The 25756-nt window shown below is 36.8% G+C and carries 21 protein-coding genes; 20 read left to right on the top strand and 1 reads right to left on the bottom strand.

Going from position 1 to position 25756, the window contains the following annotated elements; translation table 11 throughout:
• The first annotated feature begins 206 nt into the window (after positions 1–206).
• The gene (locus tag HMPREF2937_RS04160) at positions 207–1268 is read left to right on the top strand and encodes a glycosyltransferase family 4 protein (RefSeq protein ID WP_070864091.1); all 1062 of its coding nucleotides are present in this window, start codon (positions 207–209) and stop codon (positions 1266–1268) included.
• A gap of 65 nt (positions 1269–1333) precedes the next feature.
• On the opposite strand, the gene HMPREF2937_RS04155 is transcribed toward HMPREF2937_RS04160, so the two are convergent.
• On the bottom strand, positions 1334–1975 hold the full coding sequence (locus tag HMPREF2937_RS04155; protein WP_002481539.1) for a YigZ family protein: 642 nt from the start codon (positions 1973–1975) through the stop codon (positions 1334–1336).
• 157 nt (positions 1976–2132) lie between these two features.
• Between HMPREF2937_RS04155 and fakB1 the strand changes: the two genes are divergently transcribed.
• From fakB1 to whiA, 19 genes are all read left to right on the top strand, one after another.
• Complete coding sequence (gene fakB1, locus HMPREF2937_RS04150; RefSeq protein ID WP_002481540.1) at positions 2133–3029, top strand: fatty acid kinase binding subunit FakB1; 897 nt, start codon at positions 2133–2135, stop codon at positions 3027–3029.
• Positions 3030–3117: 88 nt separating this feature from the next.
• Positions 3118–4425, top strand: a complete 1308-nt coding sequence (locus HMPREF2937_RS04145) for a DEAD/DEAH box helicase family protein (protein WP_083326913.1) — start codon at positions 3118–3120, stop codon at positions 4423–4425.
• Entirely contained in the window at positions 4412–5092 is a 681-nt protein-coding gene (locus HMPREF2937_RS04140; protein ID WP_070864089.1) for a ComF family protein, read from the top strand. Before HMPREF2937_RS04145 ends, HMPREF2937_RS04140 begins: the two co-directional genes overlap by 14 nt.
• Before the next feature lie 71 nt (positions 5093–5163).
• Entirely contained in the window at positions 5164–5727 is a 564-nt protein-coding gene (hpf, locus tag HMPREF2937_RS04135; protein ID WP_002481543.1) for a ribosome hibernation-promoting factor, HPF/YfiA family, read from the top strand.
• Positions 5728–6064: 337 nt separating this feature from the next.
• Complete coding sequence (gene secA, locus HMPREF2937_RS04130) at positions 6065–8593, top strand: preprotein translocase subunit SecA (RefSeq protein WP_023015375.1); 2529 nt, start codon at positions 6065–6067, stop codon at positions 8591–8593.
• Positions 8594–8750: 157 nt separating this feature from the next.
• Positions 8751–9867 (top strand): peptide chain release factor 2 gene (gene prfB / locus HMPREF2937_RS04125; RefSeq protein ID WP_142351402.1). Its coding sequence is split into 2 segments (ribosomal slippage): positions 8751–8822 and positions 8824–9867, totalling 1116 coding nucleotides; the frame shifts between segments, so codons are not numbered across the junction.
• A 328-nt stretch (positions 9868–10195) separates the two neighbouring features.
• Positions 10196–11131, top strand: coding sequence for a COG3942 and LysM peptidoglycan-binding domain-containing protein (locus tag HMPREF2937_RS04120; protein ID WP_070864088.1), 936 nt, complete (start codon positions 10196–10198; stop codon positions 11129–11131).
• 329 nt (positions 11132–11460) lie between these two features.
• Entirely contained in the window at positions 11461–12102 is a 642-nt protein-coding gene (locus tag HMPREF2937_RS04115; RefSeq protein ID WP_002481547.1) for a YfbR-like 5'-deoxynucleotidase, read from the top strand.
• A gap of 6 nt (positions 12103–12108) precedes the next feature.
• The gene (locus HMPREF2937_RS04110) at positions 12109–12351 is read left to right on the top strand and encodes a CsbA family protein (RefSeq protein ID WP_023015372.1); all 243 of its coding nucleotides are present in this window, start codon (positions 12109–12111) and stop codon (positions 12349–12351) included.
• Between the two features lie 329 nt (positions 12352–12680).
• Entirely contained in the window at positions 12681–14663 is a 1983-nt protein-coding gene (gene uvrB / locus HMPREF2937_RS04105; protein WP_002481549.1) for an excinuclease ABC subunit UvrB, read from the top strand.
• A gap of 10 nt (positions 14664–14673) precedes the next feature.
• Complete coding sequence (gene uvrA / locus HMPREF2937_RS04100) at positions 14674–17523, top strand: excinuclease ABC subunit UvrA (RefSeq protein WP_070864109.1); 2850 nt, start codon at positions 14674–14676, stop codon at positions 17521–17523.
• 188 nt (positions 17524–17711) lie between these two features.
• Positions 17712–18644: an HPr(Ser) kinase/phosphatase gene (gene hprK, locus HMPREF2937_RS04095; protein ID WP_002481551.1), complete on the top strand. Its 933-nt coding sequence runs from the start codon at positions 17712–17714 to the stop codon at positions 18642–18644.
• A 5-nt stretch (positions 18645–18649) separates the two neighbouring features.
• Positions 18650–19477: a prolipoprotein diacylglyceryl transferase gene (lgt, locus tag HMPREF2937_RS04090; RefSeq protein WP_023015369.1), complete on the top strand. Its 828-nt coding sequence runs from the start codon at positions 18650–18652 to the stop codon at positions 19475–19477.
• Between the two features lie 11 nt (positions 19478–19488).
• On the top strand, positions 19489–19971 hold the full coding sequence (locus HMPREF2937_RS04085; protein WP_057510215.1) for an acyltransferase: 483 nt from the start codon (positions 19489–19491) through the stop codon (positions 19969–19971).
• Between the two features lie 20 nt (positions 19972–19991).
• Positions 19992–21431 (top strand): tetratricopeptide repeat protein, encoded by a 1440-nt coding sequence (locus HMPREF2937_RS04080; protein WP_002481554.1) that lies wholly within the window; start codon positions 19992–19994, stop codon positions 21429–21431.
• 106 nt (positions 21432–21537) lie between these two features.
• Positions 21538–22494, top strand: a complete 957-nt coding sequence (gene trxB, locus HMPREF2937_RS04075; RefSeq protein ID WP_023015366.1) for a thioredoxin-disulfide reductase — start codon at positions 21538–21540, stop codon at positions 22492–22494.
• Between the two features lie 165 nt (positions 22495–22659).
• Positions 22660–23583: an RNase adapter RapZ gene (gene rapZ / locus HMPREF2937_RS04070; protein WP_002481556.1), complete on the top strand. Its 924-nt coding sequence runs from the start codon at positions 22660–22662 to the stop codon at positions 23581–23583.
• Entirely contained in the window at positions 23570–24568 is a 999-nt protein-coding gene (gene yvcK, locus HMPREF2937_RS04065) for a gluconeogenesis factor YvcK family protein (RefSeq protein WP_002481557.1), read from the top strand. Before rapZ ends, yvcK begins: the two co-directional genes overlap by 14 nt.
• An 18-nt stretch (positions 24569–24586) precedes the next feature.
• Positions 24587–25531 (top strand): DNA-binding protein WhiA, encoded by a 945-nt coding sequence (gene whiA, locus HMPREF2937_RS04060; protein ID WP_002481558.1) that lies wholly within the window; start codon positions 24587–24589, stop codon positions 25529–25531.
• Positions 25532–25756 lie beyond the last annotated feature (225 nt).

Here is a 25756-nt window from a genome sequence, read left to right as displayed (position 1 = left end):
TAAGTGAAAATATACATTTTGTCATCTGAAACATTGATAACTGTTATTATAATCTACTACAATAATCAATAATTCGTGTTAAAATAGATTATTGATATTGTATACATATGAGTATTGAAGGGAGGTTCCCTTGTCAAAAGGCAGATAACAGCGTGTTCTCTTTAAGTATGACATAGATTGAACAGTATTTTGGCAATGGATATAAAATGATAACACTTTTACTGATATTAGTTACCATGGCGGTAAGTGTGATTTTGACGCCGATTGTGATTAAAATATCCAAAAAGCTGGATATTATGGATAAGCCGAATTATCGAAAAGTGCACACGAAACCTGTTTCTGTACTAGGGGGAACGGTGATACTCTTTGCGTTTATTTTAGGAATTTGGATTGGTCATCCTATTGAACGTGAGATTATTCCTTTAATTCTTGGAACGATGATTATGTATTTTGTCGGTTTAATTGATGATGTGCATGATTTAAAGCCGTTGTACAAACTTGCAGGTCAGATTTTAGCTGCGTTAGTCGTAGTGTATCACGGTGTCACAATTGACTTTATTCAATTGCCGTTCGTTCCAGGCACGATTCAGTTCGGTATTTTAAGTATTCCGATTACTGTTTTTTGGATTATTGCGATTACCAATGCGATTAACTTAATCGATGGGCTAGATGGTTTAGCCGCAGGGGTTTCAACTATCGCATTTATGACGATTGGCTTTATTGCGATATTACAAGCGGATATTTTTATCATGATGATTTGTTCAGTCATGATTGGTTCGTTGCTCGGCTGTTTATTTTATAATTCACATCCCGCAAAGATTTTCTTAGGAGACAGCGGCTCACTACAACTCGGCTTTATTATCAGCTTTGTTTCTTTACTCGGGTTCAAGAATATTACTTTCTTCTCGTTACTGTTCCCGATGGTGATTTTAGCCGTACCGTTTATCGATACATTATTTGCGATGATCAGAAGAGCGAAAAAGGGACAACGTATTATGCAGCCGGATAAATCGCATTTACATCACAAGTTATTAAAACTTGGTTATACACACCGTCAAACCGTGTTTTTAATTTATTCGATTGCGATTATGTTCAGTATCTCAAGTGTTATTTTATACTTATCACAACCATGGGGCGTTGTGATGATGTTGATCCTAATTCTAGTCACGATTGAATTGATTGTAGAATTTACAGGATTAATTGATGACAATTATCGTCCGTTATTGAGTATGCTTGAGAAACGTGGCAGCAGACACGACAAAGAATAATATGTAAAATCACATAAAAAAACCGCTTGAGTTTCGTCTTGTGAAATTCAAGCGGTTTTTTTTATCTAATTTGTTTCAATATCGAAAGGCAGGCGCGTTACTTGTTCTTCATCTAATTCGAATGTACCTGCAGTAATTCGATTTAAAAAGTTGATAAAGTCTTCGTAATCATCTTCTAATACATCGATACGGTAACTCACTTTATCTGTATACATCGTATCTCTTAAAATGAAGTTTGTTGATTGCAGTTCGTATTCGAATTTACCTGTCTGTTCATAACTGATTGTAACTGTAGTGGGTATCGCATTACGTAATTCAACACGTCCGCCTTCTTTGATCGCATCACGAACGGCGCCACTGTACGCTCTGATTAAGCCGCCTGTACCAAGTTTGATGCCGCCGAAGTAACGTGTCACTACAGCTGCAGTATTATGTGTCTCAAGTTTTTTTAGAATTTCTAACATTGGTACGCCAGCTGTACCACTTGGTTCTCCATCGTCATTTGCTTTTTGAATCAACATACTATCGCCGATGGTATACGCTGAACAGTTATGTGTGGCATCGCGATGTTCTTTTTTAACTTCATCAATAAAAGCTTTTGCCTCATCTTCACTTTCTACTGGCTTAATATGAGCGATAAAACGTGACTTGTTAATCACATTTTCAATCACGTATTCTTGTTTAATCGTAATAATATGATTCTCCATTTTATGACATCCTTTAACTAGTTCCTATGACAATAGAAATGCTTGTCTTTGCTTCTATTATACATGCTCCGGATATTTTTTCTAAATGGAAGAATCAATTTTCTTTTTTAATAAAATAGGGTATGATTGACAATGAGTATATTTGAGGAGGAAAATCATGAAGATTGCTGTAATGACGGATTCTACAACATCATTAACACAAGCTTTATTAGATGAATATGATATTTCGGTTGTACCATTAAGTGTGATATTTGAAAATGGAGATTCCTTTATTGAAAGAGAGGATATTCAACCAAGTGAATTATATCAGCGTATGCGTTCAGAAACGCAAATTCCGACAACGAGTCAGCCTGCTATTGGTAAAGTCGTAGAAGAATATGAGAAACTCAAAGATGAAGGATATACAGATGTTATCGGTTTGTTCTTATCAGCAGGTATCAGTGGTACATACCAATCAGCAACACAAGCTGGCGAAATGGTCGAAGGCATTAACGTGCACACATTCGATTCAAAATTATCAGGTATGATTTTAGGCGGATATGTGGTTTATGCTGCTGAACGCGTAAGAGAAGGTGCATCTCCCGAAACAATCATCGATGAATTATTAGAGATGCGTGAACATACAGGGGCAGAAGTTGTTGTAGATGACTTAAAAAACTTACAAAAGAGCGGCCGTATTACAGGTGCACAAGCGTTTATCGGTACATTGTTAAAAATGAAACCTGTCTTAAAATTCGAGGATGGCGTGATTGTACCATTAGATAAAGTGCGTACGAAAAAACGTGCTGTCAAACGCATTGAAGACGGTGTGTTAGAAAAAGTTAAAGATTATGATGAGGTTACACTCTATGTCGTTAATGGTGATTCAAGAGAAGATGGCTTGAAACTTTATGAGAATTTGAAAAAACGTTGCCCTGATCATTATGTGATCAACTATTCGGATTTCAGTCCGGTTATCGCATCCCATTTAGGTGTCGGCAGTGTCGCATTAGGTTTCACTAATAAACGTATTCCATCTTTAGAAAATCGTCCAGAGGACTATGTAGAACAATAATAAATTTAAATACAATTTTTCGGGCAAATGAAGTCCACTGTATCAAACAGTGACTTGATTTGTCTTTTTTTATTTAGGAGGGATTATACTGACAACAATTAAGCATTATGGAAAGTTAGTCAGAAGTACGAAACATCTGACTGATGAAACGATTATCTATCAAGGACCAGGTGTGATACAAAATGACAAAGGAAAATGGTATTGTCAGCAATGTGGAACACCTCATCAAGACGAGTATTATACGTATCATTCAAAAATTCACGATCAACCGATAACTTATTGTCGAAGTTGTTTATCACTCGGTCGTATGGATAGCTTTAAGCCAATATATATTACCAAAACTGCATATCAAATTAGTTCAGGAGAATATCATTTGGACTTTGAACTGTCTGAACAACAAGCCTATGCTTCCTCACATATTATTCGAGCGATTCAACAGCAGGAAAATTTATTACTATATGCGGTAACAGGTGCAGGAAAAACAGAAATGATGTTTGCGGGAATTCAACATGCCAGACAACAAGGTATGAATGTGGCGATTGTATCACCGCGTGTCGATGTGGTCATTGAAATCAGCAAGCGTATTATCGAATCGTTTAAAGGTGAACTTATAGACGTCTTGTACCAAGGACAAAGCCAGACGTATCAAGGTCATTTTGTCATTGCGACGGTGCATCAATTATATCGCTTTAAACAACACTTTGATGTGATATATATTGATGAGGTTGATGCATTTCCGCTTGCGATGGATCCTTTATTGATGCAGACACTCATTCAAGCCTCAGCTTCTGCTTATAGTCATATTTATATGACAGCTACGCCTTCCTCACGTTTATTAAAACAATTCAAAAAAGAGAATATCATTACTTTACCAGCGCGTTATCATCGTAAACCGCTTCCCGTCCCCAAATTCCACTACTTCAAATTCAAACCGAAACGCATGCAACGCTATTTACTCGAACTTCTTCGAAAACAACTTGAAAACCAACGCGTCACTTTAGTCTTCTTTAATCAAATTGAAGCGATGGAACAAGCCTTGGCACACTATCAAAAATATTTCAAAGACATGGTGGCAGTTCATAGTGAAGATGCCTTACGTTTTGAGAAAGTAGAAGCTTTAAGAGCAGGTAAACATCCGATTATCTTCACGACCACGATTTTAGAACGGGGTTTCACGATGGCACATTTAGATGTCATTGTCATCGACAGCCAAAGTTTCCAAACTGCAGCTTTAGTTCAAATTGCAGGACGTACAGGACGTAAATTACAAGATACCAGCGGCTTAGTTTTGTTTTTGCATAATGGGGTCACCTTATCTATGGTGCAAGCCAAACGCCAAATTAAACAAATGAATCAATTAGGGTTGCAAAAGGGGTGGTTGGATGCCGAAATGTAAACTATGCTTAACTCCATTTTCGGAACCTTTAACTGCCGCAAATTTTTATAAATCACCTGAAATTCTGTGTGAACATTGTCGACAGGCATTTGAAGCATGTCGTCTAGAAAAAGTAAAACGCTGTCCGCGTTGTTTAAAACCGTTAGACGAAAGTGAAGAAGCTTGTTTAGATTGTCAGTTTTTAGCTCGCAAATTCAACTTAATGCATCAACTTTATTGTGATTACCGTTATACAGGGAAAGTACGCGAGACGATTCATCAATATAAAATTGCTGGAGATACGGCATTATGTGAAGTCATCGCAAACCTTATTCGATTGCCGAAGCAACAGTATGACTATATCATTCCAATTCCTTCACCAATCGCAAGGGATCAACAAAGAACATTTAATCCAGTAGAAATGGTTTTAGCTGCAAAAGGGATTAAGTATCATTTGATACTGCAAACAGACGTTAGACCGAAACAATCCACTTTGAATAAAGCGATGCGTGCCAAAGCTCTCAATCCATTTTATATTAATCCTGCATTTCAAGATGTAGATTTACAAAATAAGCGCATTTTACTCGTAGATGATATTTATACAACAGGGCTAACGGCCCATCATGCGATTGAAGCTTTATTTATCAGAAAAGTTGGAAAAATAGATGTATTTGCTTTTGCTAGATAGTTGAAACATGTTATTATAAAGGTGAGCATTACCAATCAAAACATATATAGAGGTTAAAGGAGTCGATCACTATGATTAGATTTGAAATTCATGGAGACAACCTCACTATTACAGACGCAATTCGTAATTACATTGAGGACAAAGTTGGTAAACTAGAACGTTACTTTACAAATGTGCCGAACGTTGATGCACATGTTAAAGTAAAAACTTACGCCAATTCAAGCACTAAAATTGAAGTGACAATTCCGCTTAAAGACGTGACACTTCGTGCAGAAGAAAGAAACGACGATTTATATGCGGGCATTGATTTAATCACTAACAAATTAGAACGTCAAGTGCGTAAGTACAAAACACGCGTTAATCGTAAAAAACGTAAAGAGAATGAGAAAGAACCATTCCCATCAATCCCAGCAGCTACACCAGAAACTGCTGATCAAGATAACAATGATGAAATCGAAATCATTCGTTCTAAACAATTCAGCTTAAAACCGATGGATTCTGAAGAAGCCGTATTACAAATGGACTTATTAGGTCATGACTTCTTCATCTTTACAGACCGTGATACAGATGGTACAAGCATCGTTTATCGCAGAAAAGATGGAAAATACGGTTTAATTGAAACAGTTGAAAATTAATAATTAATGTCTCATGAGAGGCTCGCAGCTGTGAGGTTGCGAGTCTCTTTTTTAATGACTACTAATTTCAAAGATTAAGTTTGTATTAATAAGATTGTATTTGATTGATTTCAGTAAGTTGAACGTGTCAAAATATAGAGGATATGTTTGAAACGTGTAATGCACCAACAACACAAATAGAAACTTTGGATTAAGTGAAGAAAATCATAAACACTGATACTTATAAATAAAGAGTTATCAACTATTAGATTGAGTATATAAGTGTAACTTTTACGATATAAATGGTAAGATGAATTGTTGTAAGCCAAACAGTTTTTATACCAAAGGAGCGAACAGAATGGGTTTTTTATCAAAAATTGTTGACGGCAATAAGAGAGAAATTAAACGCCTAGGTAAGCAAGCGGACAAAGTACTCGCATTAGAAGAGGAAATGTCGATTCTTACTGATGAAGAAATTAGAAATAAAACACAAGAACTTAAAGAACGAGTTCAAGCTGAAGAAGATGTAGTTAAACAAGATAAAATATTAGACGAAATCCTTCCTGAAGCCTTTGCTTTAGTAAGAGAAGGGGCTAAACGTGTGTTCAATATGTCACCTTACCGTGTCCAAGTCATGGGTGGTATCGCGATTCATAACGGTGACATTTCAGAAATGAGAACCGGTGAAGGTAAAACGTTGACAGCGACAATGCCGACGTATTTGAACGCTTTAGCAGGTCGCGGTGTACACGTTATTACAGTCAACGAATATTTAGCAAGTGTACAAAGTGAAGAAATGGCTGAGTTATATAACTTCTTAGGTTTATCTGTAGGATTAAACTTAAACAGTTTATCAACAGAGGAGAAACGCCAAGCCTATAATGAAGATATCACGTACAGTACTAACAACGAACTTGGTTTCGATTACTTACGTGACAACATGGTGAATTATGCAGAAGAACGTGTTATGCGTCCGCTTCACTTCGCCATCATTGATGAGGTCGACTCTATCTTAATCGACGAAGCACGTACACCTTTAATTATTTCTGGTGAAGCAGAAAAATCAACTTCACTTTACACACAAGCGAACGTATTCGCGAAAATGTTGAAAGCTGAAGATGATTATAACTATGATGAGAAAACAAAATCTGTTCAATTAACAGATCAAGGTGCAGATAAAGCTGAACGTATGTTTAAACTGGATAACTTATATGATTTAAACAACGTAGATATTATTACACATATCAATACAGCATTACGTGCCAACTATACACTACAACGTGATGTCGACTACATGGTGACAGATGGTGAAGTATTAATCGTTGACCAATTTACAGGTCGTACAATGCCAGGTCGTCGTTTCTCAGAAGGGTTGCATCAAGCGATTGAAGCAAAAGAAGGCGTGCAAATCCAAAATGAATCTAAGACAATGGCATCGATTACGTTCCAAAACTTCTTCCGTATGTACAACAAATTATCTGGTATGACAGGTACAGCGAAAACTGAGGAAGAGGAGTTCCGTAATATCTATAACATGACAGTTACGCAAATTCCGACGAACCGTCCTGTACAACGTATCGACAAACCTGATTTAATTTATATTAGTCAAAAAGGTAAATTCGACGCGGTGGTTGAAGATGTTGTAGAAAAACATAAAAAAGGTCAACCGATTCTTTTAGGTACAGTAGCGGTTGAAACTAGTGAATATATTTCTAAGTTATTGAAAAAACGCGGCGTACGTCATGACGTCTTAAACGCGAAAAACCATGAGCGTGAAGCAGAAATCGTTTCTACTGCAGGTCAAAAAGGTGCTGTAACGATTGCGACAAACATGGCCGGTCGTGGTACAGATATCAAACTTGGCGAAGGTGTCGAAGAACTGGGCGGTTTAGCAGTTATCGGTACAGAACGTCATGAATCACGTCGTATCGATGACCAATTACGTGGTCGTTCTGGTCGTCAAGGTGACAGAGGTGAAAGTCGTTTCTACTTATCACTTCAAGACGAATTAATGGTACGTTTCGGTTCAGAACGTCTTCAAAATATGATGGGCCGTTTAGGTATGGATGATTCTACACCGATTGAATCTAAAATGGTTTCTCGTGCTGTAGAGTCTGCACAAAAACGTGTGGAAGGTAATAACTTCGATGCGCGTAAACGTATCCTTGAATATGACGAAGTATTACGTAAGCAACGTGAAATTATTTACGGTGAACGTAACAGCATTATCGATAATGAAGAAAGTTCTGATCTTGTAAAAACAATGATGCGTTCAACACTAGATCGCGCCATCGGTTATTATGTAAATGATGACTTAGATGAAGTAGATTACGATCCATTCATTAATTATGTAGAAGATGTCTTCTTACATGAAGGTGAATTAGATATCTCTGAAATCAAAGGTAAAGATAGAGAAGATATCTTTGATACAGTATGGGAAAAAGTTGAAGCTGCTTATGAAAAACAAAAAGCTAATATTCCTGAGCAATTTAATGAATTCGAACGTATGATTTTATTACGTTCTATCGATAGTCGTTGGACAGACCATATCGATACGATGGACCAATTACGTCAAGGTATTCATTTACGCTCATACGGACAACAAAACCCACTTCGTGATTATCAAAATGAAGGACATCAACTTTTCGATAATATGATGATGAATATCGAAGAAGATGTCAGCAAATATATCCTTAAGTCTGTCATCACAGTAGAAGATGATGTGGAACGTGATAAAGCAAAGGAGTATAAAGGGCAGCATGTCTCAGCTGAAGACGGTAAAGAGAAAGTCAAAGCGAAACCGATTGTGAAAGGCGACCAAGTCGGCCGTAACGATCCTTGCCCATGCGGAAGCGGCAAGAAATACAAAAACTGCTGCGGCAAATAGTATGCATTTCTAAGAACCATTGCGTATTGTAAGGAAGAAAATTTGGTCTTCCTTACAGGCAGTCGGTTCTTTTTTCATACAAGCATATCTCTAAGTTATGCTAAAATAGGAAAAGTATAGAACAAACTAATCAATCAATGTACAGGAGAGAAAAAAGATGGAACTATCTGAAATTAAGCGTAATATCGCGAACTATAGTGAAAAATTAGAACAACTTAGGGGGTCTCTTTGACTTAGAAGAAAAAGAGACAAACATCCAAGAATATGAAGAAATGATGACAGAACCGACATTCTGGGATGATCAAAATAAAGCGCAAGAAATTATTGATAAAAATAATGCGTTAAAGTCAGTAGTGCAAGGCTATCGTGATTTAGAAGCAGAAATCGAAGATATGAACGCGACGCACGAATTACTGCAAGAAGAATATGATGAAGAATTAAAAGCAGACTTAGAAGAAGAAACTGTAAACTTTAAAAGTAAATTAGATGAATTTGAATTACAGTTATTATTAAATGGACCTTATGATGATAACAATGCAATCTTAGAATTGCATCCAGGTGCTGGCGGTACAGAATCACAAGACTGGGCGAGCATGTTGCTTCGTATGTATCAACGCTATGCTGAAGATAAAAACTTTAAAGTAGAAGTAGCAGATTATTTACCTGGTGATGAAGCGGGCGTTAAAAGTGTGACATTGTTAATCAAAGGTCATAATGCGTATGGCTATTTAAAAGCTGAAAAAGGTGTGCATCGTTTAGTACGTATTTCACCGTTCGACTCATCAGGCAGACGTCATACGTCATTCGTCTCTTGTGATGTCATCCCTGAATTCAATAATAATGAAATCGAAATCGATATTAACCCGGATGATATTACAGTCGATACGTTCAGAGCATCAGGTGCCGGTGGTCAGCACATCAACAAAACAGAGTCTGCCATCCGTATTACCCACCATCCAACAGGTATTGTGGTAAATAACCAAAATGAACGTTCACAAATTAAGAACCGTGAAGCGGCTATGAAAATGTTGAAATCTAAATTGTATCAATTGAAATTAGAAGAACAAGAAAAAGAAATGGCTGAAATCCGAGGCGAACAAAAAGACATCGGCTGGGGCAGTCAGATTCGTTCTTATGTTTTCCATCCATATTCAATGGTGAAAGATCACCGTACGAATGAAGAAACAGGTAACGTTAACGCAGTAATGGATGGAGAAATAGGGCCATTCATTGAAGCGTACTTACGTACACAAATGGATAACCGTGACGCGTAATGTCACAAATCAAGACCAGAGTATAATATACTTTGGTCTTTTATTTTTTATCAAACAAAAAACATTATTGATAAAAGTAAATTTAGATGTTAAATGCATGAGTTAATATTACTGTTATGTTACAAAGAATCCTATTAAAAAGGTTAATAAGCGTACTAGTGCCAATGATTTAGTTTAATTGACAGAAAGTTTCTTTGATTTAGAGATTAAACGATAGTATAACGTTTATATTACAACTCTATAACATTCCACCTAGAGCGGAAGGGTTGTGCTATATTGGATTTATCAATTAATGATTAAAAAATGACAGCAAAGGATGAAATAATAAATGAAGAAAGCTTTATTACTATCAGCATCATCATTAACTCTATTAACAGCATTGAATGGTGTTGCATCTGCAGAACAAACGCATGTAGTTAAAGAAGATGCTAAGTTAAGCGAAGTTGCAGCTTTGTTTGCCACTACTACTGATGAAATTAAATCACTTAATAAATTAAGCCAAGACGAAGTTAAAAAAGACACTGCTTTAGTATTACCTGACACAGACGTTGTAGAAGTTAAAGCAGGAGACACTTTAAAATCAATCGCAGCAGCACATAAAATCTCTTTAGATCAATTATACAAATTAAACCCAGGCGTGACACACATCATTTTACCTGGCGATATTTTAGCAGTTTCTGACAAAGGTGCAGCGCATTTAGAAGCGTTACATACTGGTAAAACTGTACCACAAACAGAACAAAAATCTGGTCAAGCAACAGCAAACTATGATGCACCAGCACACACAACATCAGCTCCTGTAAACTACACTGCTGATGCAGCTTATAACACAAGCTACACTAGTTATGAAGCACCATCTTATAACTATTCACAATCATATAGTGCACCAACAACGTCTTATAGTGCACCTTCATACCAAACAAGTGCACCATCTTACTATTCAGGTGCAAACCTTTACACAGCAGGACAATGTACTTCATACGCATTCGATCGTGCAGGCGGTAAAGTAGGTTCAACTTGGGGTAACGCAAATAACTGGGCAAACGCAGCGGCAGCAGCGGGACACACAGTAAACAATATTCCAGCAGCAGGTTCAATCATGCAATCTTCTGCAGGTGCTTACGGTCACGTAGCATATGTTGAAGGTGTTAACAGCGACGGTTCAGTTCGTGTATCTGAAATGAACTACGGCTATGGCCCAGGTGTCGTAACTTCACGTACGATTTCAGCTGGTCAAGCAAGCGGTTATAACTTCATTCACTAATTTAAAAACGATTCGCACTGTTCTCTATTGAGAGGATGGTGCTTTTTTTTATTGGTTCAAGTGAAATGTAAAGGTTAAGTAAATCGGAAATAAATGCTTTAAATTACAGAAAGAAAAATGGTAAAGTTAAAGCAACTTCAGACATTGTGTGAAGGAAAACCACATACATTATTATAAAGTTCATAAATATAAACTCTTTATTCGTTATATTTCCGCTAGTAAAAGAAAAATGTTTTAATAAAATTGAAAGTAATCGTGATAAAGTGCTTGATATATATTCGTGTATGCGGGTATAATATTTGATTAAATAGATAAGGGGTGAGCTCAACGTGGGTGTACATCAATATTTTAAAAGATTATCTGATTTAGAAAAGCTGATACGCTTGCCTGGTAAATTCAAGTATTTTGAGCATAATGTAGCAGCACATTCATTTAAAGTAACGAAAATAGCGCAATACTTAGCCACAGTAGAAGAACATCATGGCAATGAAATTGATTGGAAAAGTTTATATGAAAAAGCTTTGAATCATGACTTTGCGGAAGTATTTACAGGGGATATTAAAACGCCTGTGAAATATGCCAGCCGTGATTTGAAGAAATTGTTCTCGCAAGTGGAAGAAGAGATGGTAGATAATTTTATTAGAGAAGAATTTCCGGAAGAATATCAAGATGTTTACAGAGAACGTCTGCAAGAAGGCAAAGATGATTCTTTAGAAGGTCAAATTTTGGCAGTAGCTGATAAAATCGACTTGTTATATGAAACATTTGGTGAAATTCAAAAGCGTAATCCAGACTCACTTTTCTTTGAAATTTATGAAATGTCTTTAGAAACTATTATGCAGTTTGATCACTTAGTGTCCGTTCAAGATTTTATCGAGAACGTCATCCCTGAAATGTTAACGGAAAACTTCATTCCACGTTCAGAGTTACGAGAATTAACAATGTCGATTTTAAATAAAAGAGACGGGTGACCGCTTATGCTTCTCATTTGGTATCTTTGTGCCTCATTTTTCCCATGTATACTTGTTGTACTATTTAGTGTAGTAACGAAAAATAAATGGGTCGGCGCAATTGTGACATTAATGCTGATCGGCGGTTCTATATATAAAGGATTCTTTCATAGTGAATGGATTATTTTTATAGATGTTGTATCTCTGCTGGCTGGTTTTGTGATTGTAGATCAATTGCGTCTTCATAAACAGCATGAAGATGATCGTTGAATAGAAATGAAACAGGTGCTTGTCTAAAAAAGACAAGTGCTTTTTGTTTGGGGAAAAAGAGTAGTTTTACGAACAGATGTTTGTATCTTTTTGACAGAATCTGTTACAATATATAGTGATGTAAAAAGTTTGAAATAGAGTAATTGAGAGTATAGAAAGACTAAATAGAACGATGAAATGAGATTTTGAGAAGTTGCGAATTAACCAGCTTAATTGCAATCTCAACATGAAGTATATGGTTGGGACAGACGACAAGTGTCTCAACCTATTTATATTTTAAAACTCATATTTTTCTATAGAAGTGTCAATAAAGGAGGATACCGAATTTTATGGAACATCATCCATTTAAAATTGTTTCTGAGTTTACCCCGCAAGGTGACCAACCAGCCGCTATCGAAAAAATTTCAAAGGGTATTAAAGAAGGTAAACGTCACCAAACGTTACTCGGAGCAACAGGTACAGGTAAGACCTTTACGATGAGTAATGTCATTCAACAAGCGGGCAAACCGACATTAGTATTAGCCCATAACAAGACCTTAGCTGGTCAATTATATAATGAGTTCAAAGAATTTTTCCCAGAAAATAGAGTAGAGTACTTTGTCAGCTTCTATGATTATTATCAACCAGAAGCTTATGTGCCATCTACTGACACATTTATCGAAAAAGATGCGACAATCAATGATGAAATTGACCAATTACGTCACTCAGCAACAAGTTCACTCTTTGAGCGTGACGATGTCATTGTTGTTGCCAGTGTCAGCAGTATCTTCGGTTTAGGGGATCCTTCTGAATATAGCAGTTTAGTAGTTAACGTCCGTCAAGGAATGGAAATGGATCGCAGTCAATTTCTACGTGCATTAGTAGATATTCAATATTCAAGAAACGACATCGACTTTAAACGCGGGACATTCAGAGTTCGCGGTGATGTAGTAGAAGTCTTCCCGGCGTCTCGAGATGAAATGTGTATCCGTGTAGAATTCTTCGGTGATGAAATTGATCGTATCAGCGAAGTAAACTATTTAACAGGTGAAGTATTACGTGAAAGAGAACACTTCTCTATCTTCCCGGCATCCCACTTCGTAACTAGAGATGAAAAATTGGAATTAGCGATTCAACGTATCGAAAAAGAATTAGCAGATCGCTTAAAGTATTTAAGAGAGAATAATAAATTATTAGAAGCGCAACGCTTAGAACAACGTACGAACTATGACCTTGAAATGATGAGAGAGATGGGCTTTTGTTCAGGAATTGAGAACTATTCAGTCCACTTGAGTTTAAGAGATTATGGTTCAACACCGTATACGTTATTAGATTATTTCGGTGATGACTGGTTAATTATGATTGATGAATCTCACGTTACATTACCACAAGTCAGAGGGATGTATAACGGAGATAAAGCACGTAAACAAGTTTTAGTTGACCATGGTTTCAGACTTCCGAGTGCTTTGGATAACCGTCCATTAACATTCGAAGAGTTTGAGAAAAAAGCACATCAATTAGTTTATGTGACTGCGACACCTGGGCCTTATGAACTAGAACATTCAGATGAAGTTGTTGAGCAAATTATTCGACCAACGGGCTTATTAGACCCTAAAATAGATGTCCGTCCGACGAAGAATCAAATTGATGATTTATTAAGTGAAATTCAAGATAGAATTGATAAAAATGAACGTGTACTCATTACAACGTTAACGAAAAAGATGAGTGAAGATTTAACGACTTATATGAAAGAAGCGGGAATTAAAGTCAATTACCTGCATTCAGAAATAAAAACATTAGAACGAATTGAAATCATTCGTGACTTACGTATGGGTACGTATGATGCGGTTGTCGGTATTAACTTACTAAGAGAAGGTATTGATATCCCAGAAGTTTCTTTAGTTGTAATTTTAGATGCGGATAAAGAAGGTTTCTTACGTTCTAACCGTTCATTAATTCAAACCATCGGCCGTGCTGCGCGTAATGAGCATGGTGAAGTAATCATGTATGCGGATAAGATTACAGATTCTATGCAGTATGCGATTGATGAAACAGAACGCCGTCGTAAAATTCAACAAGCATACAACGAAGAACATGGTATTACACCGAAAACAATTCGTAAGAAAATCCATGACGTTATTAGTGCGACAGTGGAAACAGATGAAGAAAATGAAAAAGAACAAAAAGTCGTACCTAAGAAATTAACGAAAAAAGAACGTGAAAAAACAATTGAAAATATAGAAAAAGAAATGAAACAAGCAGCGAAAGACTTAGACTTTGAGCGAGCAACAGAGCTAAGAGACATGTTGTTTGAACTGAAAGCAGAAGGGTGAGGTGACATGTGTGAGTAAGAAAGATCCATCTATTGTGGTCAAAGGTGCACGTGAAAATAATTTAAAAAGTGTCAATGTGGAATTGCCTAAAAATAAATTGATTGTGATGACTGGACTATCAGGTTCAGGTAAGTCATCTTTGGCTTTCGACACGATTTATGCAGAAGGACAACGCCGTTATGTAGAATCATTAAGTGCTTACGCACGTCAATTCTTAGGACAAATGGATAAGCCGGATGTTGATACGATTGAAGGGTTATCTCCGGCAATTTCGATTGACCAAAAAACGACAAGTAAAAACCCGAGATCTACGGTTGCGACGGTAACAGAAATTTATGATTATATTCGTTTATTATATGCACGTGTCGGAAAAGCATTTTGTCCACATCATGGTATTGAAATTGAATCACAAACAGTACAACAAATGGCTGACCGTATTTTAGAGTTAGAAGAACGTACTAAAATTCAGTTGATGGCACCAATTGTGAATCACCGTAAAGGTTCACATGAAAAACTGCTTCAAGATATCAGTAAAAAAGGGTATGTACGTGTCAGAGTAGATGGTGACATTCATGATATCAATGATGTGCCAGAACTAGATAAGAATAAAAATCATACGATTGAAGTTGTTGTTGACCGTCTTGTGGTGAAAGAAGGTATTGAATCACGTCTGGCTGACTCTATTGAAACAGCGTTAGAACTGGCAGAAGGGAACTTAACAGTCGATGTGATTGGCGGAGAACCTTTAAAATTCTCTGAAAATCATGCTTGTCCGATTTGCGGATTCAGCATTGGTGAATTAGAACCGCGTATGTTCAGTTTCAACAGCCCATTCGGTGCATGTCCAACTTGTGATGGTTTAGGACAAAAATTAAAAGTAGACGTAGATTTGGTTATTCCAGATCCGAATGTATCGTTGCGTGAAGGTGCGATTGTACCTTGGGAACCAAAAAGTTCTGACTTCTATCCAACATTATTAAAACGTGTCGCAGAAGTGTATAAAATTGATATGGACAGACCGTTTAAAAAATTAACCGACCGTCAAAAAGACATCATTTTATACGGTTCAAAAGGTAAAGAGATTACTTTTACTTTCGAACAACGTAATGGTGCATCACGCACAAGAACGATGGAGTTTGAAGGCGTTGTGCCAAACATTGAACGTCGTTATCATGAATCTCCATCAGAATATGTTCGTGAAATGATGCAGAAATATATGACGGAATTACCTTGTGAAACATGTCATGGTAAACGTTTAAGCCAAGAAGCATTATCTGTGTATGTTTCAGGTTTGAATATCGGAGAAGTTGTAGAGTATTCCATTAAAGAAGCATTGCATTTCTTCGAAAACATCGATTTATCTGAACAAGACCGTAAGATTGCAGATTTAATATTGAAAGAAATTATCTCAAGATTGTATTTCTTAAATAACGTTGGTTTAGATTATTTAACGTTAAATCGTTCATCAGGTACATTATCTGGTGGTGAAGCGCAACGTATTCGTTTAGCCACACAAATCGGTTCACGTTTAACGGGTGTATTATATGTGTTAGATGAGCCTTCTATTGGTTTGCATCAAAGAGATAATGACCGTTTAATCAACACATTGAAAGAAATGCGTGATCTAGGTAATACGCTGATTGTGGTTGAACATGATGATGATACGATGAGAGAAGCGGATTATCTTGTAGACGTAGGTCCTGGTGCAGGCGATTACGGTGGTGAAATTGTCGCAGCAGGTACACCTAAACAAGTCATGCGTAATTCTAAATCATTAACAGGTCAGTATCTGAGCGGTAAGAAACGTATTGAAGTCCCAGAACACCGCAGACCTGTGACAGACCGTAAACTAAAAGTACGCGGTGCCAGCAGTAACAACTTAAAAGACGTAGATGTAGACTTCCCGCTTTCTACAATGACTGTTGTTACAGGTGTTTCTGGGTCAGGTAAAAGTTCATTAGTGAACGAAGTACTGTATAAAACATTGGCACAAAAATTAAACCGTTCGAAAGTCAGACCAGGTAAAGTGGATAAAATTGAAGGTATTGATCAACTTGATAAAGTGATTGATATTGACCAATCTCCGATTGGACGTACACCACGTTCAAACCCAGCAACTTACACAGGCGTTTTTGATGATATCCGTGATGTTTTCGCATCAACAAACGAAGCGAAAATCAGAGGGTATCAAAAAGGACGTTTCAGCTTTAACGTTAAAGGTGGACGTTGTGAAGCATGTAAAGGTGACGGGATTATCAAAATTGAAATGCATTTCTTACCAGATGTGTATGTACCTTGTGAAGTATGTGGCGGTAAACGCTATAACCGTGAAACGTTAGAAGTGACTTATAAAGGTAAAAATATCTCTGAAGTATTAGAAATGACCGCTGAAGATGCGACACATTTCTTTGAAAATATCCCTAAAATCAAACGTAAGCTACAAACATTAGTCGATGTTGGTTTAGGTTACGTGAAGCTCGGCCAACCTGCGACGACATTGTCAGGTGGGGAAGCTCAGCGTGTGAAACTCGCATCAGAACTGCATAAACGTTCAACAGGCCGTTCTATCTATATCTTAGATGAACCGACAACAGGTCTGCATGTGGATGACATTCGTCGTTTATTAAAAGTATTGAACCGTATTGTAGATAACGGAGATACTGTTGTGATTATTGAACATAACTTGGATGTCATAAAAACAGCAGATTACTTGATTGATTTAGGTCCTGAAGGCGGCGATGGCGGAGGAACAATCGTTGCGACAGGTACACCTGAAGAAATCGCCGCATCTCCAGATTCTTATACAGGCAAATATTTGAAAACAGTATTAGAACGTGATGCAGCACAAACAAGTCAATAACCAGATTAAGACATTTCACTTAAAGCAGTGGAATGTCTTTTTTTATGACTTCAAAGAAAAAAGTTTGATTTTTGAACACATATAAGAAATGATAAGATGAATAGAGATAAAACCAATAACGTTTCTGCATTCTTTTTTGATATGATAGAGATGAGCATATAACGAAGAATGTTGATTGAGGTGAAAATATGTTAAGTGCTAGAGCTATAGTAAACAGATTCAAGTTAAATTTAGTAGCCGGAGAAGAAGGATTGGATCGTCCGATTCATAATACAGATATTTCACGTCCAGGTTTGGAAATGGCGGGGTACTTTTCGCATTATGCGTCTGACCGTATTCAATTATTAGGGACAACTGAATTATCATTTTATAATTTATTACCAGATAAAGAACGACAAGGCAGATTACGTAAGTTATGCCGTCCTGATACACCGGCAATTATCGTTACACGTGATATTGAGCCGCCAGAAGAATTAGTCAATGCGGCACAAGAGCTTAGTGTACCATTACTCACATCTAAAGATGCGACAACAAGTTTAATGAGCCGATTAACTACATATCTTGAACATGAACTTGCGAAAACAACATCTTTACATGGTGTATTAGTAGACGTATATGGTGTAGGTGTTTTAATTACTGGTGATTCTGGTATCGGTAAAAGTGAAACAGCGTTAGAGTTAGTAAAACGTGGACACCGTCTTGTTGCGGATGATAATGTGGAGATTCGTGAAATCACGAAAGATGAATTGATTGGTAAACCACCGAAATTAATCGAACATTTATTAGAAATCAGAGGACTTGGGATTATTAACGTAATGACGTTATTTGGTGCAGGTTCGATTTTGACAGAGAAGAAAATCGGTTTGAATATCAATTTGGAAAACTGGGATAAAGATAAGCTATACGACCGTGTAGGTTTGAATGAAGAAACCTTACGTATTTTAGATACTGAAATCACAAAGAAAACAATTCCGGTAAGACCGGGTAGAAATGTGGCAGTTATTATTGAAGTTGCGGCGATGAATTATCGCTTGAACATTATGGGCATCAATACAGCTGAAGAATTTAACGAACGTTTAAATGCCGAAATACTTAGAAAAAATGAACATAAAGAGGAGTAAGCTAGATGTTGTTTAACTTAGGTTATATTGATCCGGTGGCCTTCAGCTTAGGCCCGATTGATGTGCGATGGTATGGGATTATTATTGCCTTCGGCATCTTATTAGGTTATTTTATTGCGCAGGCGACCGCAAAGAAAGTAGGCTATCATCAAGATGCATTGATTGATATTATCTTTTGGAGTGCTATTTTCGGCTTTGTGGCAGCACGGATTTATTTCGTGATTTTCCAATGGCCATACTACGCCGCAAATCCTTCAGAGATACCGATGATATGGCATGGCGGTATCGCCATTCATGGTGGTTTGATTGGTGGATTTATCACAGGCATTATTGTGTGTAAAATGAACAATCATAACCCTTGGCAAATTGGAGATATTGTTGCACCAAGTATTATCTTAGCGCAAGGTATTGGACGCTGGGGGAACTTTATGAACCATGAAGCACATGGGGGACCTGTGTCTCAAAGTTTCCTAGAGAACCTTCATATTCCAAGATTTATTATTGATAATATGTATATTGATGGGCAGTACTATCAACCGACTTTCTTATATGAATCAGTTTGGGATGTGCTTGGCTTTGCGTTATTACTATTTTTACGTAAGCACTTAAGAATTGGTGAAACATTCTTCTTATACTTGATTTGGTATTCAATCGGCAGATTCTTTGTCGAAGGTATGCGTACAGATAGTTTAATGTTGACAAGCAATATCAGAGTGGCACAGGTGATGTCTGTTATCTTGATTATTATCAGTGTCGTTATGATTATCTATCGTCGAATGAAGAAACAACCACCTAAATTTAAAGATGCCAGAAACTTGGCATGGCCGAAATAAGAGGAGATTAAATGAGACGTTATAAAAAAGTAGCGGGCAGTCAATCGCAGATTAATCCGCTTTGGAGAATGTATCATTTTATCACAGTGAAAAAAGCATTTAGACAAACGATTATGATTGAGATTGCACGGTATATTCCATCGTTGAAATTAAAACGATGGATTTACCGTGCTTGTTTAGGTATGCAGGTTGGAAAGCACACAGCTTTTGCCTATAAAGTGATGCCGGATATCTTATATCCGCATCTAATTCAAGTTGGAGATAATTGTGTGATAGGGTATAATACAACAATATTGACCCATGAATTTTTAGTTTCAGAGTTGAGAGTGGGAAAAGTTGAAATCGGTCATCATACATTAATCGGTGCCAATGTGACAATTTTACCTGGGGTTAAAATTGGTAGTCATGTCAAAATCGGTGCAGGTACGGTAGTTAATAAAGATGTACCAGATGGCGCTTTAGCTTTCGGCAATCCCATGCAGATCAGATTATAAGTGAGAGGAGGGGCAATACAATGACATCAGAACCATCTAAAAAAGTGATTCCAATGACGCAAGATGCATCACTTTTTAAACGACTGGCAGCGTCAAAACTAAAACATAGAGATTATCAAAAAGCCGCAGAGTACTATCATAAAGTCCTTGAATTGTCGCCTTCTGACTTTGAAGCGCTTCAAGATTATACAACCGCACTGACTGAAGTGGGCCAAGCTAAGCAAGTTGTTGGACGTTATTATGATTTCATTGCGAAAGGTGAACATGTAGAATCATCCTATTATCAACTCAGTCAAATATATACGAATTTACAAGATCCGAATAAAGCATTTTGTTTCGGGATGAATTATGTGTTGCTGTCAGAGGATGAAGACTATAGAAAAGAACTAGAAGAAACCTTTGAAGTTGTCTATAAGGATGTAGATGTACTTGAAAAAGAGAGCCAAGTATTCGCAGTTCAGATTATTTTTCAATATCTTTTCTCTCAAGGAAAGTTAGAAGAAGCGAAAAAGTTTATTCAACGCCAAGAAATGACAGTACGTACGCATGAAAGTGTACGCAATTTATTAGCAATGATACATCTGTATTTAGGAAACTATGATATCGCACGTAATATGTTGAAACAGCTTTTAAAAGAAAATCAGACGGATGTTTATGCATTATGTCATTATACGTTATTACTTTATAACACAAATGACAAAGCTTATCCGAACTATCTGCAATCATTGTCTAAAGTTGTACCAATGAATGATGAAGAAAGTTTCAAACTTGGTATTGTCCTCAGCTATCTACAAAAGTTCAGTGCTTCGCAAAAATTATTGTATCCTTTGTTTAAAAAAGGTAAATTCATTTCCATGCAAATGTTTCATGCGTTAAGCGTCAACTTTTATCACCTGGGAAATAAAGAACAAAGTAAGGTGTTTTGGGAAAAGCTTGAAGCAATGACAGATACACCTCCAGGACCGCCACCTTGGTTGATTTCTGAAAAAAATCTCTATTTCCATTCGCATATTGCGCCGCTATTGATTAGTGAAGACAGCCATGAACGTATTTATGGGATTTTCTTATTAGAACAGATGAATGGCAGAGAACTATTAATTACAGAAGAAATTTGGAATGTATTAGAAACGATGAATGAATACGAAAAACTATATCTGACATATTTGATAAAAGGATTGAAATTAGTCAAATTAGATTTCATTCATCGAGGCATGTTAACCTTGTATGAGAAAGAGGCTTTAAGAGAATATCAATCTTTATTTGTACATTGGATTGATCGAGCTGAAGGAATCATTGCACAAGAATATGATTTGGAAAAAGTAGAAGGGTATGTGGCAGCGTGTGTGTATCTCTTCTTTAAAACACGACCCGATGCTTATACGAAAAAAGCTATTACAGAATGGTTCGGTATATCTATGTACCGTTTGAATAAATCAATTGAAATTCTACTAGAAGTTTAAAAGTTGTGTATGTAAAATAGTACAATTCACAATTTGAGCATAAAAGTATATTTCAAGAAAGCTCTATCTTATAATGAGTGTGATTAAATACTAGGAGGCAAGAAGAATGACTAAACAACAACCTGATTATGATGTTGTAATTATCGGCGCAGGCCCAGCAGGTATGACTGCAGCCGTATATGCTTCTCGCGCGGACTTAAAAACTGTAATGATCGAACGTGGTGTGCCAGGCGGACAAATGGCAAACACTGAAGATGTTGAAAACTTCCCAGGATTCGAATCAATTTCTGGTCCTGATTTATCAACAAAAATGTTTGATCATGCGCAAAAATTCGGCGCTGTTTATCAGTACGGCGATATTAAAGCGATTGAAGATAAAGGCGATATTAAAGAAGTCTTTTATGGAGATAAATCTGTTACTGCATATGCGGTGATTATCGCAACAGGTGCAGAATACAAAAAAATCGGTGTGCCAGGTGAAGAAGAACTTGGCGGCCGCGGTGTAAGTTACTGTGCAGTATGTGACGGTGCATTCTTCAAAGGCAAAAACTTATACGTTATCGGCGGTGGAGACTCTGCAGTAGAAGAAGGTAACTTCTTAACTAAATTTGCGGACAGTGTTACTGTCGTTCACCGTAGAGATAAATTACGTGCACAAAAAATCTTACAAGATCGTGCATTCAAAAACGAAAAAATGCACTTTATCTGGAATCACACATTAGCATCTATTAATGAAAAAGACGGTAAAGTCGGCTCAGTTACTTTACAATCTACAGTAGATGGTAAAGAAGAAACATTAGACGCTGATGGTGTATTCGTTTATATCGGTATGAAACCTTTAACTGCACCGATTGTTGATTTAGGTATCACAAACGAAGCAGGTTACATCGTAACAAACGAAGAAATGGAAACAAAAGTTCCTGGTATCTTCGCAGCAGGCGATGTGCGTGAAAAAGGTTTACGACAAATCGTTACAGCTACTGGAGACGGTAGTATCGCAGCTCAAAATGCGCAAGGCTATATCGAAGAATTGAAAGATAAACTAGAAGCAGAAGAAGCATAATAAAAAACGAAGAAGGTTTGAGTAGTGCATGAAGCGGTTTAAACCATGCATCTATTCAAACCTTTTTACATATTCCATAGTAATCATGTTCAAGTTAGAATGTAATATGATACTATGATAAAGATAAGGATATTATGAGCGAATTAATTACAGGATGGTGTCGTTATGCAACATGAAGAAAATGAAGTCGTAAATAAGAGTGAATTATTAGTGGTTACTGGTATGTCGGGGGCTGGGAAGTCTGTAGTTTTACAGAGTTTAGAAGATTTAGGGTACTTTTGTGTAGACAATTTACCACCGATTTTACTGCCGAAATTTGTGGAGTTGATGGAGCAAGGCACACCATCTTTACAAAAAGTAGCAATTGCGATTGATTTACGCGGTCGCGAATTTTTCAAATCCTTAGTAAAAGAAGTAGATTTTTTACGCAGCAAGAATCGCATTATAGTAGACGTGATGTTTGTCGAGGCAAGTGAAGCAAAATTAATTTCAAGATATAAAGAAACACGCCGTGCACACCCATTAAGTGATAACGGTCAAAATTCATTGATTAATTCTATTAGAGAAGAACGTCAATCATTATCTGAAATCCGTAGTTTTGCGAACTTTGTCATAGATACAACAGACTTAAATCCAAAAGAATTACGTGCAAAAATAAACAAATTGTTTAATAGAGATGATATCGAAACATTTAGTATTAGTGTAACGAGCTTTGGCTTCAAACATGGCATCCAACAAGATGCAGATTTAGTCTTTGATGTGAGATTCTTACCGAATCCATTTTATGTAAAAGAGTTACGTCCTTTAACCGGTAATGATGACGCTGTATATCAATATGTCATGAAATGGCAAGAAACAGCCATCTTTTATGATAAGTTATTAGACTTATTGAAATTTATGATTCCGGGCTATAAAAAAGAAGGCAAGACACAATTAGTGATTGCGATCGGATGTACAGGCGGACAGCATCGTTCTGTTGCCTTAGCGAAACGATTAGCCGAAGACTTGAATGATAGTTACGACTATAATGTTTACGTTCATCATAGAGATGCACATATCGAAAGTGGCGAGAGAAATGAAAAAGCTTAAAATCGTATTAATCGGGGGCGGTACAGGTTTATCTGTATTGGCTCGTGGTTTAAAAGATTATCCTATCGATATTACCGCAATTGTGACGGTAGCAGACGATGGGGGAAGTACAGGTAAAATCAGAAGTGAAATGGACATTCCCGCTCCTGGGGACATCCGTAACGTTATTGCGGCCTTAAGTGATACAGAACCGACTTTAAAGGAGCTGTTTCAGTACCGCTTCAAAGAGAATCAAGTGGAAGGTCATTCAGTAGGAAACCTATTGATTGCGGCACTGACAAATATTATGGATGACTTTGGTCATGCGGTTAAAGAATTAAGTAAAATTTTAAATATCAAAGGACGCGTGATTCCTTCAACGAATTCTAGTATTCGTTTAAATGCGGAGATGGAAGATGGAGAAATCGTGTATGGTGAGTCTAATATACCGAAGCGTCAAAAAACAATTAAGCGTGTCTTTATAGAGCCTGCAGATGTGCAGCCGATGGAAGAAGCGGTAGAGGCATTAGAAGATGCGGACTTAATCGTATTAGGCCCTGGTTCATTGTATACGAGCGTAATTTCTAATTTATGTGTGCCAGGTATCGGTGAAGCGATTGTGGATAGTGCGGCACCTAAAGTTTATGTTTCAAACGTGATGACGCAACATGGCGAAACAGATCATTTTGATGTGATGGATCATATTCAAGCAATGCATAATCACATGAAAACAAATTTTATTGATTATGTGATTTGTTGTGAGAATCATCAGTACAGTAAAGACATTTTAGAAAATTACCATAAAGAACAGGCAGAACCTGTGACTTATCATAAAGAATCGATTGAAGCGGCAGGTATTGAACCGATTACTGCACAAGATTTAGTCCATGTTTCTTCGAAAAATCGTGTGCGCCATAATACAACACGCTTAGCACGCATGATTTATGAATTGGCACTTGATTTAACAAGCACAATCCAATTTAATCCGAAAAATAGAAAATTTTAAAGAAGGGAATGGCGCGGCATGAGCTTTGCATCAGACATGAAAAATGAATTGACAAGAATCGATGTCGATGATAAAAATGCGCGAGCGGAACTTAGCGCATTGATACGGATGAATGGTGCACTCAGTTTGTCGAATCAGCAATTTGTCATCAATGTACAAACTGAAAATGCGACAACAGCCAGACGTATATACTCTCTGATTAAGAAAGTATTCAATATTGAAGTTGAAATTCTTGTTCGAAAGAAAATGAAGCTGAAGAAGAACAACATTTATATCTGCAGAACGAAAATGAAGTCTCGTGAAATCTTACATGAACTTGGTATTTTAAAAGATGGTGTGTTTACACACGCTATTGATTTAGATTTGATTCGTGACGATGAGATGAGACGAAGTTATCTACGCGGTGCATTCTTAGCTGGCGGTTCTGTGAATAATCCAGAAACATCTTCTTATCATTTAGAGATATTTTCTTTATACGAAAGTCATTCAGAAGGCTTAACTGCTTTAATGAATGAATATGAATTGAATGCGAAACATTTAGAACGTAAAAAAGGAAATATCGTTTATTTGAAAGAAGCGGAGAAAATCTCTGATTTCTTGAGTTTAATCGGAGGTTATCAAGCGATGTTGAAATTTGAAGATGTGCGTATTGTCAGAGATATGCGTAATTCAGTAAATCGCTTAGTAAACTGTGAAACAGCTAATTTAAACAAAACAGTTAGTGCAGCGATGAAACAAGTTGAAAGTATTCAGTTGATTGATCAAGAAATCGGCATTGAAAACTTACCAGACCGTTTAAGAGAAATTGCGAAATTGCGTGTGGAAAATCAAGATGTCTCTCTAAAAGAATTAGGAGAAATGGTTTCTACAGGCACAATTTCGAAATCAGGTGTTAATCATCGTTTACGTAAGTTGAATGAGTTAGCAGATAAGATTAGAAGCGGTGAACATATTGAAATGTGATAAAGAAAAGCAGTCACTCATTTGAAAATTTGAACTGCTTCCCGTCAAGTAGACAGGTAAAAACAAAAAAATTTGTTGGTAACTCAAAAAATATATTTTAAAATTCACTGTACAAATGAGTTGAAATGCTCGTTTGTACAGTTTTTTTAACTATATAGCACACTTCCGTTTGTTAAAACTGATAAATATATTAGCACACTATGCTAATCACTTTTTCAAATCAGA

The organism is Staphylococcus sp. HMSC061G12 (genome assembly GCF_001838465.1).
In the GTDB taxonomy this organism is placed as follows: Bacteria; Bacillota; Bacilli; order Staphylococcales; family Staphylococcaceae; genus Staphylococcus; species Staphylococcus simulans.
The sequence above is the reverse complement of the archived record's forward strand: the minus strand, read 5'-3'. Positions and strand labels throughout refer to the sequence as shown.